At 71.4% G+C, this 14655-nt stretch carries 12 protein-coding genes and 1 pseudogene; 9 read left to right on the top strand and 4 right to left on the bottom strand.

Annotated features, from left to right (window positions below; genetic code table 11):
• Positions 1-58 precede the first annotated feature (58 nt).
• Both ACIP94_RS29600 and ACIP94_RS29595 read left to right on the top strand, forming a co-directional pair.
• Positions 59-871 (top strand): SAM-dependent methyltransferase, encoded by an 813-nt coding sequence (locus tag ACIP94_RS29600; RefSeq protein WP_402432252.1) that lies wholly within the window; start codon positions 59-61, stop codon positions 869-871.
• Complete coding sequence (locus tag ACIP94_RS29595; protein WP_402432249.1) at positions 868-3015, top strand: putative bifunctional diguanylate cyclase/phosphodiesterase; 2148 nt, start codon at positions 868-870, stop codon at positions 3013-3015. Before ACIP94_RS29600 ends, ACIP94_RS29595 begins: the two co-directional genes overlap by 4 nt.
• A 138-nt stretch (positions 3016-3153) precedes the next feature.
• Here ACIP94_RS29595 and ACIP94_RS29590 read toward each other — a convergent pair whose 3' ends face one another.
• Together ACIP94_RS29590 and ACIP94_RS29585 are read right to left on the bottom strand one after the other, a co-directional pair.
• Positions 3154-3564: a hypothetical protein gene (locus ACIP94_RS29590; RefSeq protein ID WP_402432246.1), complete on the bottom strand. Its 411-nt coding sequence runs from the start codon at positions 3562-3564 to the stop codon at positions 3154-3156.
• A gap of 18 nt (positions 3565-3582) precedes the next feature.
• Entirely contained in the window at positions 3583-4467 is an 885-nt protein-coding gene (locus ACIP94_RS29585; RefSeq protein ID WP_402432243.1) for a LysR family transcriptional regulator, read from the bottom strand.
• Positions 4468-4586: 119 nt separating this feature from the next.
• On the opposite strand from ACIP94_RS29585, the gene ACIP94_RS29580 reads away from it, so the two are divergent.
• From ACIP94_RS29580 to ACIP94_RS29550, 7 genes are all read left to right on the top strand, one after another.
• Positions 4587-5258, top strand: coding sequence for a succinate dehydrogenase (locus ACIP94_RS29580; RefSeq protein ID WP_402432632.1), 672 nt, complete (start codon positions 4587-4589; stop codon positions 5256-5258).
• A gap of 1 nt (position 5259) precedes the next feature.
• The gene (locus tag ACIP94_RS29575) at positions 5260-7218 is read left to right on the top strand and encodes a fumarate reductase/succinate dehydrogenase flavoprotein subunit (RefSeq protein WP_402432240.1); all 1959 of its coding nucleotides are present in this window, start codon (positions 5260-5262) and stop codon (positions 7216-7218) included.
• Positions 7215-7964: a succinate dehydrogenase/fumarate reductase iron-sulfur subunit gene (locus ACIP94_RS29570; protein WP_402432237.1), complete on the top strand. Its 750-nt coding sequence runs from the start codon at positions 7215-7217 to the stop codon at positions 7962-7964. Before ACIP94_RS29575 ends, ACIP94_RS29570 begins: the two co-directional genes overlap by 4 nt.
• Positions 7965-8378: 414 nt before the next feature.
• Positions 8379-9149, top strand: a complete 771-nt coding sequence (locus ACIP94_RS29565) for a GNAT family N-acetyltransferase (protein ID WP_402432235.1) — start codon at positions 8379-8381, stop codon at positions 9147-9149.
• 152 nt (positions 9150-9301) lie between these two features.
• Positions 9302-10126 carry a lysophospholipid acyltransferase family protein gene (locus tag ACIP94_RS29560; protein ID WP_402432232.1) on the top strand — a complete coding sequence of 275 codons (825 nt, stop codon included), beginning with the start codon at positions 9302-9304 and terminating at the stop codon, positions 10124-10126.
• 139 nt (positions 10127-10265) lie between these two features.
• Positions 10266-11765, top strand: a complete 1500-nt coding sequence (locus ACIP94_RS29555; RefSeq protein WP_402432229.1) for a metallophosphoesterase family protein — start codon at positions 10266-10268, stop codon at positions 11763-11765.
• Between the two features lie 434 nt (positions 11766-12199).
• On the top strand, positions 12200-12673 hold the full coding sequence (locus tag ACIP94_RS29550) for a DUF1348 family protein (protein ID WP_402432226.1): 474 nt from the start codon (positions 12200-12202) through the stop codon (positions 12671-12673).
• Positions 12674-12726: 53 nt separating this feature from the next.
• On the opposite strand, the gene ACIP94_RS29545 is transcribed toward ACIP94_RS29550, so the two are convergent.
• Together ACIP94_RS29545 and ACIP94_RS29540 are read right to left on the bottom strand one after the other, a co-directional pair.
• On the bottom strand, positions 12727-13731 hold the full coding sequence (locus ACIP94_RS29545) for an LLM class flavin-dependent oxidoreductase (RefSeq protein ID WP_402432223.1): 1005 nt from the start codon (positions 13729-13731) through the stop codon (positions 12727-12729).
• Positions 13732-13821: 90 nt separating this feature from the next.
• Positions 13822-14655 (bottom strand): annotated as a pseudogene (locus tag ACIP94_RS29540) (amino acid transporter); the annotation flags it as partial.

The raw sequence follows: 14655 nt of genomic DNA, 5'->3' as shown, positions 1-14655 counted from the left end.
GTAGCCTCTGCTCGAACACCGGATCGCCTCCGCCGTCGCCTACGCCTTGGAGAACCACATGGAGCGTCCTGCCTGGGCGCCACGGAGCATCGACATCTCCGTGCCGAGTGTGTCCCGCATGTACGACTTCTACCTGGGCGGGTCGCACAACTTCGAGGTCGACCGCGAGGCGGCGCGCAGGGCGCTGGAGTTCATGCCGGGACTGCCCAAGATCATGCAGGCCAACCGGGCATTCATGCGCCGCGCGGTGCGGTTCGCCGTCGACGAGGGCATCACCCAGTTCCTCGACATCGGTTCCGGCATCCCGACCTTCGGCAGCGTCCACGAAGTGGCCCAGGCGGCACACCCGGGCGCGCGTGTGGTGTACGTCGACCACGACCCGGTCGCCGTGGCGCACAGCCAGGCGGTACTCGAGGGGAACGACGACGCGGACGTCGTAGCGGCCGATCTCCGAAAGCCCCGGGAGATCCTGTCGAACCCTCAAACGGAGCGACTGATCGACCGGAACCGGCCGGTCGCCCTGCTTCTCGTTGCCATACTGCACTTCGTGGAGGACACGGACGACCCGTACAGTGCGGTGGCCGAGCTGCGCGACGCCCTCGCGCCGGGCAGCCTGCTCATCCTCACGCATGCCTCGTACGAGGGGATCCCGCTGCCGCAGGAACGCGCCGAGGGCGCGGTCGATGTGTACAAGAACATCCGCAATCCGCTGATCATGCGCTCGCGCGAGGAGATCGCGCGGTTCTTCGAGGGGTACGACATGGTGGAACCCGGACTGGTGCCGATGCCGAAGTGGCGGCCCGACACGGCACCCGAGGACGAGGATCCTTACGCCTTCTCCGGATTCGGCGGCGTGGGGCGCGTCGCGTGAGCGGGGAGCCGGGCGGGCCGGAGGACAGACTGCGCAGGTTCGCGACGATCTGGAGCCGGGCCGTCTTCCCGGTGACCTCGACCTCGCTGACCCGGCCGGAGTTCGAGGAGCAACTGCTGCCGCTGGCCCGGCGGCTGCGTGACGCGCTGCGGGCCCGGTCGTTCGACGCGCCTACGGCCAGGGCGATCGGTGCGGCGCTCACGGAGGCGCACTGCACGGACCCGGAGGCCCTCAGCCGCACGCTCGACTGCGTCGACGCCTATCTGGTGCTCTACTGCGGCGATCCGGACGCTTCCCCGGAGGTGCAGGAGGCGCTGCGGACCCGCTCCTCGCGGTTGCAGCACGCGATCGCCGCCGGCTTCGCGGCGGCCCTGAAGGAGCGCACGCTCGCCGAGCAGGAGGTCATCGCGCAGGCCGCGCTCACCGCCCAGGGCGTGGTGGCGCAGGCGCTCCACTCCAGTGAGGCCCGCTTCCGCGCGGTGTTCGAGGGCGCGGCCATAGGCATCGGGATCGCCGACCTGGACGGCAACGTCCTGGAGGTCAACGGCGCGCTGCTGCGCATGTTCGGCGGCTCCGAGCACCTGGTGCGCGGGCGCAACGTCTCCGAGTGGACCCACCCGGACGACGCGCCGCAGGTCTGGCGCCTGTACGACGAACTGGTCCGGGGCGAGCGCGACCACTACCACGTCGAAAAGGCCTTCTGCCGGCCCGATGGCACGGTTCTGTGGACCAATCTGACAGTGTCCCTGCTGCGGGACGCGGACGGCAACCCGCAGTACCAGCTCGCGCTGATGGAGGACACCACCGAGCGGCGCCTGCTGAACCTGCGGCTGCGCTACGAGGCCACCCACGACGCGCTCACCGGCCTGCCCAACCGCACCCTGTTCTTCGAGCGCCTGGAGAAGGCGCTCGCCGCGGGCGAGGGGCAGCGGTTCGGCCTCTGCTACCTCGACCTCGACGGCTTCAAGGCCATCAACGACAGCCTCGGGCACGCGGCCGGCGACCGGCTGCTCGTCGAGGTCGCCGACCGGCTCCAGGCGTGCGCCACCGCGCCCGGTGAGATGGTGGCGCGGCTCGGCGGCGACGAGTTCGTGGCGCTCACCACCGGACCGGACACCGAACGCGGGGTCGATGAACTCGTCGGGCGGATCATGAACGCGCTGGTCACTCCGATCAGCATCGACGGGCGGGAGCTGACCGTGCGCGGCAGCATCGGCATCGTCGAGGGACCCGTGGAGGAGCGTGGCCCCGCGGAGGTGCTGCGCAGCGCGGACATCACCATGTACCGGGCCAAGTCGGCGGGCGGCAACCGCTTCGAGCTCGCCGACCCCGAGGCCGACGCCCGCGCCATCACCCGGCACGGGCTGACCACGGCGCTGCCCACCGCGCTGGACCGGGGCGAGTTCTTCATCGAGTACCAGCCGCTGGTCCATCTCGGCGACGGCACCGTGCACGGCGCCGAGGCCCTGGTGCGCTGGCTGCATCCGCAGCACGGCGTGCTCGGCCCCGACCGGTTCATCCCGCTCGCCGAGCGGACCGGGCTGATCGTGCCCCTGGGCCGGTGGGTCCTTCAGGAGGCGGTGCGGCAGGCCCGGGCGTGGCAGAAGAAGCACGACCAGAAGGGCCCGCTGCGGATCAACGTCAATCTGTCGCCGTGCCAGCTCACCCATCCCGGGCTGGTCTCCGACACGGTGGACATCCTGCAGCAGGCGGGTCTGGAACCCGACGCGCTCTGCCTGGAGGTCACGGAGTCGGCACTCATCGGTGCGGACGACGACCTGCTCAAACCCCTGCGGTGCCTGGCCGAGATGGGGGTGGACATCGCCCTCGACGACTTCGGCACGGGGTACTCCAACCTCGCCAATCTGCGCCGGCTTCCGGTGCGGATCCTGAAACTGGACCGTTCCTTCACCCAGAGCATGCAGCAGTGCCCGGCGGACCCCGTCGATCTGAAGATCGTCGAGGGGATCGTCTCCCTCGCCCACAGCCTGGACCTCGCGGTCACGGTCGAGGGCGTGGAAACCGGGGCCCAGGCCGAGCAGTTGCGCATCCTGGGCTGCGACACGGCCCAGGGCTGGTACTACGCCCGCCCGGGCCCGCCGGAGCGGCTGCACGAACTGGCCCTGGTGGACGCGAGGGGCTGACCCCCCACGGTCGCAGGGACTGCGCGGGCGGTGCGCACGACTCGGGCTCGGTCCGTTCGCGTACGACCTCGGCCACGTGGGCGGCCGTACGGACGAGCGCCGCCATGGCCGTCGAACGGGACTGCCGCGGCCAGGCGATCACCAGCACCGCGGGGGGTGCGTCCGGGACGGGGCGGTCGACGACACCCGGGCGCAGGTAACGGGCGGCGACCGAGGCGGGCAGCAGGCTGACCAGGTCGCCCAGCGCCACAAGGGTGAGCATCTCTGGGCGAGGTCGCGGACCACGCTCGCGATCTCGTCGAGGAACCGGTGCACGTCGCCGGCGCCCAGGCCGAGGTCGGCGAGCAGGACGCGCTCCCGGGCGGCCGGCGGGTGGCCGGCGGCGAGCACGGCGACGCGCGGCTCGACGGCCGGCGTCTGGCTGTCGAGGCCGGTGCGGTCGAACGGCTCGCGGACCGCGCCCACCGGCTTCCGGCAGTGGTGCGAGGACGTGCTCAGGCCGGCGGTCCCTGGCCCGAGCGCATGGCCGGGGTCGTGGCCCGAGCGCACGGCCGGCGGGCGGCTTCCTCACCGCTCCAGCAGCATCCGCTGAAGCTCCCTCGCCGCCCGCGGCGGCGCCACATCGCTGCGGTGGGCCAGCGCGATCGTACGGTGGAGCCCCGGGCGGGCCAGCGGGGTGACCCGCAGGCCGCGCCCGGAGCGCGTGGCGACCATGCGCGGTACGACCGCCACCCCGAGCCCGGCCCGTACGAAGCCGAGCACCGCGTCCATCTCGCCGCCCTCCACCGCGAAGTCCGGCTCGAAGCCCGCGGCGCGGCAGGCGGCCACGGTCAGCTCCCGCAGGTCGTAGCCGTGGCGGAACATGACCAGGCGCTCGCCCTCCAGGTCCGGGACGCGGACCGTGCGGCGGCCGCCGCCGGGCCTCGGGGCGTCCGGCGAGGACACCACCACCAGGTCCTCGCGCAGCAGCTCCACCGTGGTCAGCGCGGGCCCCGTGGAGGGCAGCGGGAGCACGACCAGAGCCAGGTCGAGGGCGCCGCGCGCCAGTTCCCGTACGAGATCGTGCGAGCCGCCCTCCTCGATCAGCAGCCGGATGCCGGGATAGCGGTCGTGGAAGGCGCGCAGCACATCCGGCAGCAGGCCCGTGCACAGACTCGGCGTCGCGCCGAGGCGTACCCGGCCCCGGCGCAGCTGCGCCAGCTCCTGCACCTCATGCCGGGCCGTGTCCGCGTCGGCGAGGATCCGGCGGGCCAGCGGCAGCAGCGCCTCGCCCGCGTCCGTGAGCGTGATGTTGCCCCGTGCCCGCAGGAACAGATCCGCCCCCAGCTCCCGTTCCAGCGCCTTGATCTGCTGCGACAGCGACGGCTGGGCGACATGGACCAGATCGGCGGCCCGGGTGAAGTGCCGGGTCTCGGCGACCGCCACGAAGTACTGGAGTTGCTGGAACTGCATGCGGCAAGGATAGGCCTAGCCTATCGAAACAAGCCGGACCATCTCTTGGACCGATGGGTATCTTCGGCCCTAGCGTTCTTGCCATGGCTCTGGCAACGCGGACGGACCGACGGCCGTCCATGGCCCGCACCGTGTGGGACTCGACCGTCGGCAAGAAGACAGTCATGGCGGTCAGCGGCCTGATCATGCTGCTGTACCTGATCGCCCACGTGATCGGGAACCTGAAGATCTTCTTCGGGGCGGGCGAGTTCGACCACTACGCCCACTGGCTGCGTACCGTCGGCGAACCCTTCATGCACTACGAGTGGACGCTCTGGCTGATCCGCGTCGTGCTGATCATCGCCGTCGTCGCCCACGCCGTCTCCGCCTACCAGCTCAGCCGCCGGGACATCAGGGCGCGCCCGAGCAAGTACGTGCACCGCAGGCCGCGGGCCGGCTATGCCACCCGCACCATGCGCTGGGGCGGCATCATCCTCGGTCTGTTCCTCGTCTGGCACCTGCTCGACCTGACGACCGGCACCGTGCACTCCGGCGGCTTCCAGGAGGGCCACCCGTACCAGAACGTCGTGGACACCTTCTCCACCTGGTACGGCGACATCATCTACATCGTCGCGATGCTCGCTCTCGGCCTGCACATCCGGCACGGCTTCTGGAGCGCCGCCCAGACCCTCGGCATCGGCAGCCGCACCCGCGACCGTGCCCTGAAGACCATCGCCAATGTCCTTGCGCTGCTGCTCACGGCGGGTTTCATCGCCGTACCCGTGGGCGTCATGACCGGAGTGGTGAGCTGACATGACTGCTTCCGCCGAATACACCGACTACGCGACCGGCGAACCGGTCACCGACACCAAGGCGCCGAAGGGCCCGATCAACGAGCGCTGGGACACCCGCCGTTTCGAGGCCAAGCTGGTCAACCCGGCCAACCGGCGCAAGCACACGATCATCGTCGTCGGCACCGGCCTCGCAGGTGGCTCCGCGGGCGCCACCCTCGCCGAACAGGGCTACCACGTCGTCCAGTTCTGCTACCAGGACTCCCCGCGCCGCGCCCACTCCATCGCCGCGCAGGGCGGCATCAACGCCGCGAAGAACTACCGCAACGACGGCGACTCGATCCACCGCCTCTTCTACGACACCGTCAAGGGCGGCGACTTCCGGGCCCGTGAGTCCAACGTCCACCGCCTCGCCCAGATCTCCGTCGAGATCATCGACCAGTGCGTGGCGCAGGGCGTGCCGTTCGCCCGCGAGTACGGCGGCCTGCTCGACACCCGCTCCTTCGGCGGCGTCCAGGTCTCCCGCACCTTCTACGCCCGTGGCCAGACGGGCCAGCAGCTTCTCCTCGGCGCCTACCAGGCGCTCTCCCGGCAGATCGCCGCCGGCAATGTGGAGCTGCATCCGCGTACCGAGATGCTCGACCTGATCGTCGTCGACGGGCGGGCACGCGGCATCGTCGCCCGGGACCTGGTCACCGGCAAGATCGACACATACTTCGCGGACGCCGTCGTCCTCGCCTCCGGTGGCTACGGCAACGTCTTCTATCTGTCGACCAACGCCATGAACTCCAACGCGACCGCCATCTGGCGGGCGCACCGGCGCGGCGCCTACTTCGCCAACCCCTGCTTCACACAGATCCACCCGACCTGCATCCCGCGCACCGGCGACCACCAGTCCAAGCTCACCCTGATGAGCGAGTCACTGCGCAACGACGGGCGGATCTGGGTGCCGAAGGCCAAGGGCGACAATCGGCCGCCGAACGAGATCCCCGAGGGTGAGCGCGACTACTACCTGGAGCGCATCTACCCCTCCTTCGGCAATCTGGTCCCCCGCGACATCGCCTCCCGCGCCGCCAAGAACGTCTGCGACGAGGGCCGCGGGGTCGGCCCCGGCGGCCAGGGCGTGTACCTCGACTTCGCGGACGCGATCAAGCGCATGGGCCGCCGGAAGGTCGAGGAGAAGTACGGCAACCTCTTCGACATGTACGAGCGGATCACCGCGGAGAACCCGTACGAGGTGCCGATGCGGATCTATCCCGCCGTGCACTACACGATGGGCGGCCTGTGGGTCGACTACGACCTGCAGACGACGATCCCGGGCCTGTTCGCGGTCGGCGAGGCGAACTTCTCCGACCACGGCGCGAACCGTCTCGGCGCGTCCGCGCTGATGCAGGGCCTCGCGGACGGCTATTTCGTCCTGCCGTCCACGATCAACGACTACCTCGCTCGCAATCCGCACCACGACGAGGTCACGCCCGACCACCCCGCGGTCCAGGAGGTGCTGGCCGAGACCGGGGACCGGCTGAACCTGCTGCTGTCCGTCGACGGCGACCGCACCCCGGACTCCTTCCACCGCGAACTCGGCGAACTGATGTGGGAGTTCTGCGGCATGGCGCGTACGGACGCGGGCCTGCGCAAGGCCCTGGAGCGCATCCCTCAGATCCGGGAGGAGTTCTGGCGGCGCCTCAAGGTCCCGGGCACCGGTGAGGAGTTCAACCAGTCGCTGGAGAAGGCCAACCGCATCGTCGACTACCTGGAGCTCGCCGAGCTGATGTGCCTCGACGCGCTGCACCGCGCCGAGTCCTGCGGCGGGCACTTCCGCGAGGAGTCCCAGACCCCGGACGGCGAGGCGGCACGCAAGGACGAGGAGTTCGCCTACGCGGCCGCCTGGGAGTTCACCGGCACCGGCACGGCACCCACCCTGCACAAGGAAGACCTGGTCTTCGAGTACGTCCATCCCACCCAGCGGAGCTACGCATGAAGCTCACCCTGCGCGTCTGGCGGCAGAAGAACGCCGACGCAGAAGGAGCCATGTCCACCTACGAGGTGGACGGCGTCTCGTCCGACATGTCCTTCCTGGAGATGCTGGACACCCTCAACGAGGAACTCATCCTCAAGGGCGAGGACCCGGTCGCCTTCGACCACGACTGCCGCGAGGGCATCTGCGGGGCGTGCTCGCTCGTCATCAACGGCGACGCGCACGGCCCGGAGCGCACCACCACCTGCCAGCTCCACATGCGGTCCTTCAAGGACGGCGACACGATCGACATCGAGCCGTGGCGGGCCTCGGCCTTCCCGGTGATCAAGGACCTGGTGGTCGACCGCTCGGCCTTCGACCGGATCATCCAGGCCGGCGGCTACATCACGGCCCCGACGGGCTCCGCGCCCGAGGCCCACGCCACACCCGTCCCCAAGGCGGACGCCGACTTCGCGTTCGAGCACGCCGAGTGCATCGGCTGCGGGGCCTGCGTGGCGGCCTGCCCGAACGGCGCGGCGATGCTGTTCACCTCGGCGAAGATCAACCACCTCAATGTGCTGCCGCAGGGCGCGCCAGAGCGCGAGACCCGGGTGCTGGACATGGTGGCGCAGATGGACGAGGAGGGCTTCGGCGGCTGCACCCTCACCGGCGAGTGCGCCACCGCCTGCCCCAAGGGCATTCCGCTGGTCTCCATCACGAGCATGAACAAGGAGTGGCTGCGGGCCACCCGCAAGGCGGGCCGCCGCTAGGACGCGGCCAGGACGGGCCGGCTCACGGGGACGGGCCGACGTTACGGGGACGGGCCGGCGCTACGAGGGCGGCTCGCCGCTACGAGGTACGACGGCGGCTCGCCGCCACGAGGACGGGCCGGCGCCGCTTGGGACGGGCGTCGCCGGCCGTATCACGTTCGCCGGCAGGGTGCGGACGGGCGGGACCGGGCGTGGTGCTCAACCCCGGTCCCGCCGGCAGCTCGGTGCGCTTCCCGAGCCCGCCGGTCCGCCGCCCGGCGCCATCGGCCGCCCCTGGCATTCAACATTCCCACATCCGCCCTCCTGGCAGCGGTCACGCACAGGCCAACCGGCATCGGAAGAACAGGAGCGCACAGACCGCACAGCCCGGTCTGCAGCCGCCCCGCCGAATCGGCCCGTGACCAGGAGTGAGCCATGACCGGCGTTACCGCCCTCGCCAGCCCCCCACCGCCCGTGGCACCGACCCGCTACACCGTCTCCCTCGCCCGTGACGAGGCTGATGTCCGGGACGCCCAGCGGCTGCGCCACGACGTCTTCGCCGGGGAGATGGGCGCCCTCCTGTCCACCCCGCAGCCCGGCCTCGACGTCGACGCCTTCGACGCCTACTGCGACCACCTGATCGTCCGGGATACGGTGACCGGCCAGGCCGTCGGCACCTACCGGCTGCTGCCGCCCGAGCGGGCCGCGATCGCCGGGCGGCTGTACTCGGAGGGCGAGTTCGACCTCGACCCGCTGGCCGGGATCCGCTCCGGGCTCGTCGAGGTCGGCCGCTCCTGCGTCCACCCCGACCACCGCGACGGCACGGTCATCGGACTGATCTGGGCGGGGATAGCCCGCTACATGATCGACGGTGGTCACGAGTGGCTTGCCGGCTGCTGCTCCCTGCCGCTCGCCGACGGCGGTGCGCTGGCCGCGGGCACCTGGGAGCGGGTCAAGGCCAAGCACATGGCCCCCGAGGAGTACCGCGTACGTCCGCTGCTGCCCTGGCGGCCGGACACCCCGGCCCCGGGCGGGCACGCCGAGCTGCCCCCGCTGCTGCGCGGCTACCTCCGGCTCGGCGCCTGGGTCTGCGGGGAGCCCGCGCACGACCCCGACTTCGGCGTTGCCGACCTCTGTGTCCTGCTGTCGATGCGCCGGGTCAACCCGCGCTATCTGCGGCACTTCCTCTCCCTTGTGCCGGCGTGACGACCGTGTCCAGGACCGGTGCGCAGGCCGTCTCCCGTCCCTGGCCGGGTCTGCGTCCACGGCGCGGGACTCCGGCGCCCGCGAGCCCCGGCGCGCGCACGGCGGTGCCCGGGCCGCGGCACTCCGAGGCGAACCCCCCGGCCGCCGCTCCCGTGAGCGCGTGGCTGCCCAGCGCCCCCTGCACCCCGCGCTCGTGCGTGGACGACAGGGCGTCGGCTGCCGCGGCACCGCGCGCAGTCCTGCGGCTCGCGGCCCTGCTGACCCTGGTGGTCGCCGGGACCGTCCTCTCCCCGCTCGTGTGCCGGCTTCCCGTCCAGGGCCGTGAGCGGATCATCAGGGCCTGGTGCCGGACGGTGGTGCGCGCGGCCGGCGTCCGGGTGCGGATCACCGGCGCCGCCCCGTCCCACGGCGGTCTGCTGATGGTCGCCAACCACATCTCCTGGCTGGACATCCCGCTGCTCGCCGCCGTCCGCCCCGGCCGGATGCTCGCCAAGGTCGAGGTCGGGCAGTGGCCGGTGGCCGGTGCGCTGACCGCGCGCAGCGGCGCGCTCTTCATCGACCGCGACCGGCTGCGGGCGCTGCCCGGCACGGTCGCCCGGATCGCGGACGGCCTGCGTGCCGGGTCGGCGGTCGTGGTCTTCCCCGAGGGCAGCACCTGGTGCGGCCGATCGCAGGGGTACTTCCGGCGGGCGGCCTTCCAGGCCGCACTGGACGCGGGCGTCCCCGTTCAGCCGGTGCGGCTCCACTACCGGCACGACGGCGGTCCGGCGAGCACCGCGCCGGCGTTCGTGGGCAGCGACTCCCTGCTGTCGTCGCTGTGGCGGGTGGTATCGGCGCGCCGGCTTGTCGCGGAGGTCCGGGTCGTGCCGGTGCTGGCACCGGGTCCCGGGACCGACCGGCGCGCCCTCGCCCTGGACGCCGAACGGGCCTTGGACCTCCCGGGGGACGGGCACACCGCTCCTTCCACCCGGAGCTGACACGCGGTCACCCAAGTCCAGCGGGTCCGGCCGTCGTCCCGTTCGACGGCGGCCGGACCGCCGGGACCGCTCCGGTACCACCCGTGACCTCCCGGGCCTCCCCTCTCTCCGCCATGGAGATCATTGCTACGGTGCTGGGGTGTCCGAATCTTCACGCGATACGGCCGAGGGTGCCGGCTGGGGAGCCGCGGAACGCGGCAGCTACCACGAATTGATGCCCCGTCAGGTCGAGAAACTCTCCTGGCTCGACCCGAAGACCCTCTGGGCGGCCCGCAACGGGGTGCTCGCCTCCTGGTTCGGCGACCCCACGGGACACACCCGCGCTCGCTGGGCCGAGCAGCAGCAGGCGGCGGGCGCGCCCGCCGACAAGGTGATCCGGCGCGACGATCCGGACCGCTTCTCCTTCATGGTCATCGGAGACACCGGCGAGGGCGACGACCCACAGTACGCGGTGGTGCCCGGTTTCCTGAGAATGAGTCAGGAAACCCGCTTCACCGTGGTGGCCAGCGATGTCATCTATCCGGTCGGGGCCACCGCCGACTACGGCACCAAGTTCTTCCGTCCCTACCGGGACTACCAGGCGCCGATCTACGCGATACCCGGCAACCACGACTGGTACGAGGACCTGCACGGGTTCATGCGCGTCTTCTGCGACGCGCAGCCGCCCGCCCCGGAGCCCGCGCCCCGCCCGCCGAGCCGGGCCTGGTTGCGCTCCCTGCTGTGGCACCGGCCGGGCTCCCCCGACGAACAACGCCTGGCGGAGGCGCGGGCGCTGCGTCCGGCTCCCCCTCAGCAGGCCCGCCAGCCCGGGCCGTACTGGGCGATCGACGCCGGTCCCGTCCGCATCGTCGGCATCGACACCGGCCTGCTGGGCACCCTCGACGCCGAACAGGGCGGATGGCTGCGCGAGGTCTCGCGCGGTCCCCGGCCCAAGATCCTCGTCACCGGCTCCCCGCTGTACGTGGACGGCGAACACCATCCCTGTCCCATCGAGGGCGGCGGCACGGTCGACGACGTGGTCCGCGACCCGGACCACCACTATGTCGCCGCGATCGGCGGTGACATCCACAACTACCAGCGCTATCCGGTGGATGTGGACGGCCGCACCATCCAGTACGTGGTCTCCGGCGGCGGCGGCGCCTTCATGCACGCCACCCACACCATCCCACGGGTGTCGGTGGCGAACGTCACCGAGCGGGAGTTCCGCTGCTACCCGCTGCGCGGCGACTCCCTCGCCTTCTACAGCCGGCTCTACGGGCGCAGGCTCCGGCTGCGGCGCTTCTTCACCCTCACCGAGGCGGAGGCGACCGCCGTCATGGCCCGGCGCCTCGGCATCGCCCCGACCCGCACCCCGGGCACACCCGTCCGGGTCACCCTGCGCATCCGGCTCGTGGCCTCGCTGCTGGGGGCCGGGGGCCGCCCCGATCGCACCTCACGGTTCCGGCTGCCGGTGCGCAAGGTCTACACCCGGCTCTTCTCCCCGAGTTCGGCCACCTACAGCCCGCCGTTCTTCAAGAACTTCCTGCGCCTGGACGTCACCCCCCAGGCGGTCCGGCTGCGCTGCTTCGCGGCGACCGGCAATCTGCGCCAGGAACTGGACCCGCCGGTCGAGGACGAGGTGACCATCCCTCTGGTGTGACACCCCGCCGACGGGAAGAGGCAGGCGGAGTCGCTGTTCAGTCCGCGCGGTGGGTTGGCGGGAGCGGTCACCGGACAGCCGTCGTGCCCCAGGAGCTTGACGACGCCGTTCCGGCTCGAGGCATCGGCGAAGGCGCCGTGGACGAGCGCCACGGTCGGCCTCCTGTGCGCGGTGCTGCCGGCCGAGGCGGTCGCGGGAGCGGCACCGGCGGTGGCCGCGAGGGTCACCGTGGGCCAGACCGGCGACGGGGGCCAGGGCGGCGCCGTAGAGCTTGGAACGGCGGGTGAACCGCGTCATGACTGCTGCTTCGGACCGGGGGCGCGCCCGGCCCCCGCCCTTGCGGGAGAATGGACGTTCTCATACGGTGGATGTCAGGGGAGAACGAGCGTTCTCCGGCCGGCGTCGCCGGGACGCCCTCATTCGATGGAGACGACATGGCAGACGCGGCACGCCCTCCGTTCCCGCCCTTCACACGGGAGACCGCCGTGGAGAAGGTGCGGCAGGCGGAGGACGGCTGGAACTCCCGCGACCCCGAGAAGGTCGCCCTCGCCTACACGGTCGACTCCCGCTGGCGAAACCGCGCGGAGTTCGTCGACGGCCGCGACGAGATCATCGCCTTCCTCACCCGCAAGTGGGGGCGGGAACTGGAGTACCGCCTCATCAAGGAGCTGTGGGCCTTCGACGGCAACCGCATCGCCGTGCGCTTCGCCTACGAATGCCATGACGACTCGGACAACTGGTTCCGCTCCTACGGCAACGAGAACTGGGAGTTCGACGACAACGGCCTGATGCGCAAGCGCTACGCCTGCATCAACGACCTGCCCATCAAGGAGTCGGAGCGTCTGTACCACTGGCCGCTCGGACGCCGGCCCGACGACCACCCGGGCCTCGGCGACCTGGGACTCTGACCGCCCGCACGGCCGGCTGCCGCCGCCCCGGGGCCGTTGGGAGAGGCGACGGCCTAGGCACCCAGTCCGGCGATTCGGGCCAGTCTCCGGTAGGAGTCCACGAGCGCCGTGCGGTCGTAGGTGCTCGTCGTGACGAGCACCTCCCGCGCCCCGGTCTCCTTGATCAGGTTCTCCAGCTCCCGGGCGACCTGTTCCTCGGTGCCGGCGATGTGACCGGCGAGCCCGGCCTCGTAGAAGCCGCGCTCCTTGGCGTTCATCGTGAGGGACTCCACGTGCTCCGCGGGTGGCAGGGGCGGAAATGTGCCGCGGGTCCGCGCATACGCCATCGACCACGCCTCCGGGAGCAGGATGCGGCGGGCGTCCTCGGGTGTGGCGGCGACCGCCACCGTGCCCGAGACCACGACATACGGCTCGCTTGCCCAGGGGGAGGGCCGGAACGTCTCCCGGTAGCGCTCGATTCCCCGGAGCATCTTCTCCCGGTTCCGCAGGTCCCCGATGACCATGGGCAGCCCGGCCTGTGCGGCGATCGCCGCGCCCTCGCCCAGGGCCAGCACAAACGGCGGCACGGTCAGACCCTGGGAGGGGCGCGCATGGACGCCGGTGGGGGAGGTGCCGCGGAACCACCCCAGGAGTTCGGCGAGTTGGCCGGCGAAGTCGTCGGCGTCGTCCTTGTCGCGACCCAGTGCCCTGCGCACCCCGTCGGTGAAGCCGACGGAACGGCCGAGACCCATGTCGATCCGGCCGGGGAAGAGGGCCTCCAGCACGCCGAACTGCTCGGCCACGACCAGCGGCCGGTGGTTGGGCAGCATCACGCCGCCCGTCCCCACCCGGATGGTCCGGGTGGCCGCCGCGACGGCCGCGGCCAGCACGGTCGGCGCGGATCCGGCGACGCCGGGCACACCATGGTGCTCCGAGACCCAGAACCGGTGGTACCCGAGCCCCTCGACCTCCTGGGCCAGTCGCACGGTGTCCCGCAGGGCCTCGGTGCCGTCGTGCCCCTCGCGGGTGCGCGAACGGTCGAGTACGGAGAAACGGGCTTCTGCGATCACGGGGCTCACAAGGGCTTCAACACCGGGGGAGACGGGTGATTCCCGGCTCTCGCCGCCTCAGCTGCCGGACACGTACGCCGCCTCCCCGCCGCGCCCGGTTCAGCCGACGTGAACCCGCGGTCGCCGCCTGCGGTCGGGTTCCGCCTCGCGCAGCACCTCCCGGGTGACGGGGGCGACCTCTCCCTGGCCGAAGAGGAAGAAGCGCAGGAAGTTGGCGAACGGATTGCCCTCGGTCCACTCGAAGTAGATGTGCGGGATGCAGCCGGTGGTGTCGCGGACGTGGAGCATCAGCGCGGCGAGGGCGTTGGGGATGGAGGACGACTCCAGAGTGAGCACGCGGTAGCGGCCGTGCAGGACCTCGCCGCGTACCGTCAGGCCGGCCTCGAACTCCGAAGGATCGCCGACCGTCACCTCCACGAAGACGAAGTCGTCCTGGGGGGTGATGTCGTTGTCGGCGCGCATCTGCTCGATCTTGTCGCGGTACTCCGCGGCATCGCGGTTGTCGGGCTCATTGGCGATGAACCGGATCTTCCGGCTGGCGATGTCCCGGACGAATCGTTCCGCCAGGTCGTCCAGGGTCATGCTGGTCACCCGCAGCTCGAAGGCCCGGGCGAGGCGCGACAGCAGCGAGACGAGGATGATCCCGGCGATGAAGCAGGCACCGATCTTCACACCGTCGGGCCGCTCGATGACGTTGACGACGGTGGTGTAGAGGAACACCGCCGATATCACCGCGAACGCGATGGTCCAGTTGCGCTGGCCGGCCTTGCGGGCGGCGATGGTCACGGCGATCGCGGCGGAGCTGATCAGCACCAGCACACCGGTGGCGTAGGCGCCACCCTGGGCGTCGACGTTGGCGTCGAAGATCCAGGTGACGAGGAAGGCGATCAGGGTGAAGACCATGACCATGGGCCGCACGGCGCGGGCCCACTG

The organism is Streptomyces sp. NPDC093261 (assembly GCF_044753645.1).
Taxonomy (GTDB): Bacteria; Actinomycetota; Actinomycetes; order Streptomycetales; family Streptomycetaceae; genus Streptomyces.
This window is presented reverse-complemented; position numbering and strand designations above follow the sequence as displayed.

Bases quoted from the DNA above. Each gene is read 5' to 3' on its own strand.
- ACIP94_RS29600 (WP_402432252.1), top strand. From the start codon at position 59: ATGGAGCGTCCTGCCTGGGCGCCACGGAGCATCGACATCTCCGTGCCG.
- ACIP94_RS29570 (WP_402432237.1), top strand. From the start codon at position 7,215: ATGAAGCTCACCCTGCGCGTCTGGCGGCAGAAGAACGCCGACGCAGAA.
- ACIP94_RS29575 (WP_402432240.1), top strand. From the start codon at position 5,260: ATGACTGCTTCCGCCGAATACACCGACTACGCGACCGGCGAACCGGTC.
- ACIP94_RS29585 (WP_402432243.1), bottom strand. From the start codon at position 4,467: ATGCAGTTCCAGCAACTCCAGTACTTCGTGGCGGTCGCCGAGACCCGG.
- ACIP94_RS29580 (WP_402432632.1), top strand. From the start codon at position 4,587: ATGGCCCGCACCGTGTGGGACTCGACCGTCGGCAAGAAGACAGTCATG.
- ACIP94_RS29550 (WP_402432226.1), top strand. From the start codon at position 12,200: ATGGCAGACGCGGCACGCCCTCCGTTCCCGCCCTTCACACGGGAGACC.
- ACIP94_RS29565 (WP_402432235.1), top strand. From the start codon at position 8,379: ATGACCGGCGTTACCGCCCTCGCCAGCCCCCCACCGCCCGTGGCACCG.